Source organism: Rhodopirellula maiorica SM1 (assembly GCF_000346295.1).
Taxonomy (GTDB): Bacteria; Planctomycetota; Planctomycetia; order Pirellulales; family Pirellulaceae; genus Novipirellula; species Novipirellula maiorica.
The window spans coordinates 1-1,998 of record NZ_ANOG01000659.1 but is presented as its reverse complement, the minus strand read 5'-3'; the positions used below and the strand labels follow the sequence as shown (position 1 = coordinate 1,998).

Below are 1,998 nucleotides of genomic sequence, written 5' to 3'. Positions count from 1 at the left end.
CTTGAATCAGCACGAATTGATTCGAGAGCTTGATACGGCCGTTTCAGCACTGATTATCGATCTGCAAGAAAAGCGATTGCTCGACAAAACGTTGATCGTGATCACGACCGAGTTCGGCCGACCACCGGAGTTTGACAGTGCAGGAGGCCGTGGTCATCAAGGCCGGGCGTTTTCGTGTGTGTTAGCCGGTGGAGGGCTAAATCATTGTGGTGCCTATGGCGAAACCGACGAACTGAGCAAAAAGATCGTCTCCGATCCCGTCAGCGTCCCCGATTTCTTTGCCACCATTTGTGCATCAGTCGGAATCGACTACGGCAAATACCTCTACGACGGTGACCGCCCTGTCCCGGTTACCGACAACGGGAAACCAATCGCCAAGCTGTTTGGTTGAGTGCGTGCACAAAACGACGTCACCTCCCTTGTCGAGATATCGGCTATCCGAAAGCGTGACCGGAAAAGCGAGCAAAGCATGGACACTCCATCGCTTTGTCTACCGAAATTCGAACTGCTGACGATATTTTTTGACGTAAGATCGAAAAATTCGGGCAAGGATCGAGACCGCAATCCGAAAAAATTCTTCGTGAAACCGTCTCCTCGGCGTGCTCTCTTAACGCCAAATTTCACGTAATTTCATGGGTTTTTCTCATGCAATTCTCCGCATTGGCAGCGAAAATGCTTCGATGCGCTAACCCGCATTTTTCTGAAATTCGAAAGTTTTTCTCTTATAACCGAACCCAATTGTGCGATACTTATTTGACAGAGGGTGATAGTCACGCGTCATCTTCACGCAAGGGGCGTTTCGACGCCACAGTGGTCTTGGGCAACTCTTGCTGTGAAGTAACCAAGTTCGCGGATTTTGAATGCAAGTCTTTATGGCGGACGAACATTGCTAGCGACTTGTCGCCTTTTCTAATCGGTTTCCTAATTTTTTGAATTCGTTAAGTGAGATTGTCCGATGCCATCCTCCAGCACATTGATTCCCAACATCAACGAAACTTCTTTCCAAGCCGAAGTCGGGCAGCTTGTTAAGGATCTAGTGGGTGCAATCCGTTCTCGCAATCCACTCAACGTGCTGATTGATTCTTGGCATGATCCGATCTACATCAAATCTGCTGACGGACAGATGTTGTTGGCCAACAAGGCCTATGAGCACACGTTTGCTGGCGACGTTAGTTCGGTGGGACGCTTCAGTTCCGACTTTTTGAACGAAACCATCAAACCGGTGGCGGAAAGTTCGGATGCACTGATTATGCAAGGCTGCACGAGTGTTGATTTTGAACACCTCGGCCGCGATCAACACGGACGCATGCTGCTGTTACGCACGATCAAACGGTCCCTGCTGGGCAGCGGTCACACGCGTGCCGCCATTTTGGGTGTAACTCGGATTGTCGAAGTGCAAACCGAAAACCCCGGTGCGCTGCGGCTCTTGGACCTTGCTCGCGTTTGGGAACAATTTGTGCGATTGGATGATCGCGAAAAGAAAGTTGCAGTGTTGGTTGCCAAAGGCGAATCGGTCAAAGACATGGCAAAAATCCTCGATGTCTCGGACAAAACGATCGAGAATCGCCGCAACTCGGGCATGCGAAAATTAGGAGTTGAGAACCAAGCGGGACTCATCCGATTGATGGTCCGTTTCCAAGACAACGGATTCCACGACTTCGGTCTTTGATTTCAAAAGCCTCGATCATTATCAGGCTTCTTAGGATTTATCCACGGCGTCCGCATCGGCGCCCTCAGTATCAGGCCCATCGAAATCGGCAGCAAACGATTGCAGTATTAACTGCAATGAAATGCTTTGATCCATCCCAGTGGCCTCTTCGAGCGATTTAGCGACCTGGCGTGCCAAGTCCGCTAGGATCACGCCCCATGCTTGGCGTTCGTCCGTATCGGTAGTTTGGTGCCAGTGCCCGACGTTCAATTCGCAGTGCAGGGCGCCTTCGGCGATCCATCCGCGAAACATCTCGATCGCTTTGGGATCGTGTTCCGCTGCCGGTGGTA

The 1,998-nt window shown here is 50.9% G+C and carries 3 protein-coding genes; 2 read left to right on the top strand and 1 reads right to left on the bottom strand.

What is annotated here, in order from left to right; all coding sequences use genetic code 11:
- Together RMSM_RS21100 and RMSM_RS21090 are read left to right on the top strand one after the other, a co-directional pair.
- A partial coding sequence (locus RMSM_RS21100; RefSeq protein ID WP_144057832.1) for a DUF1501 domain-containing protein occupies positions 1 to 391 on the top strand: 391 nt, incomplete at its 5' end.
- A 564-nt stretch (positions 392 to 955) separates the two neighbouring features.
- Positions 956 to 1,669, top strand: a complete 714-nt coding sequence (locus RMSM_RS21090; RefSeq protein WP_008700948.1) for a helix-turn-helix transcriptional regulator — start codon at positions 956 to 958, stop codon at positions 1,667 to 1,669.
- A gap of 30 nt (positions 1,670 to 1,699) precedes the next feature.
- Here RMSM_RS21090 and RMSM_RS21085 read toward each other — a convergent pair.
- A partial coding sequence (locus RMSM_RS21085) for a DUF5076 domain-containing protein (protein WP_040768677.1) occupies positions 1,700 to 1,998 on the bottom strand: 299 nt, incomplete at its 5' end.

What these genes read in the sequence shown, in the direction of transcription:
- RMSM_RS21090 (WP_008700948.1), top strand. Translation starts at nt 956, where the DNA reads ATGCCATCCTCCAGCACATTGATTCCCAACATCAACGAAACTTCTTTC.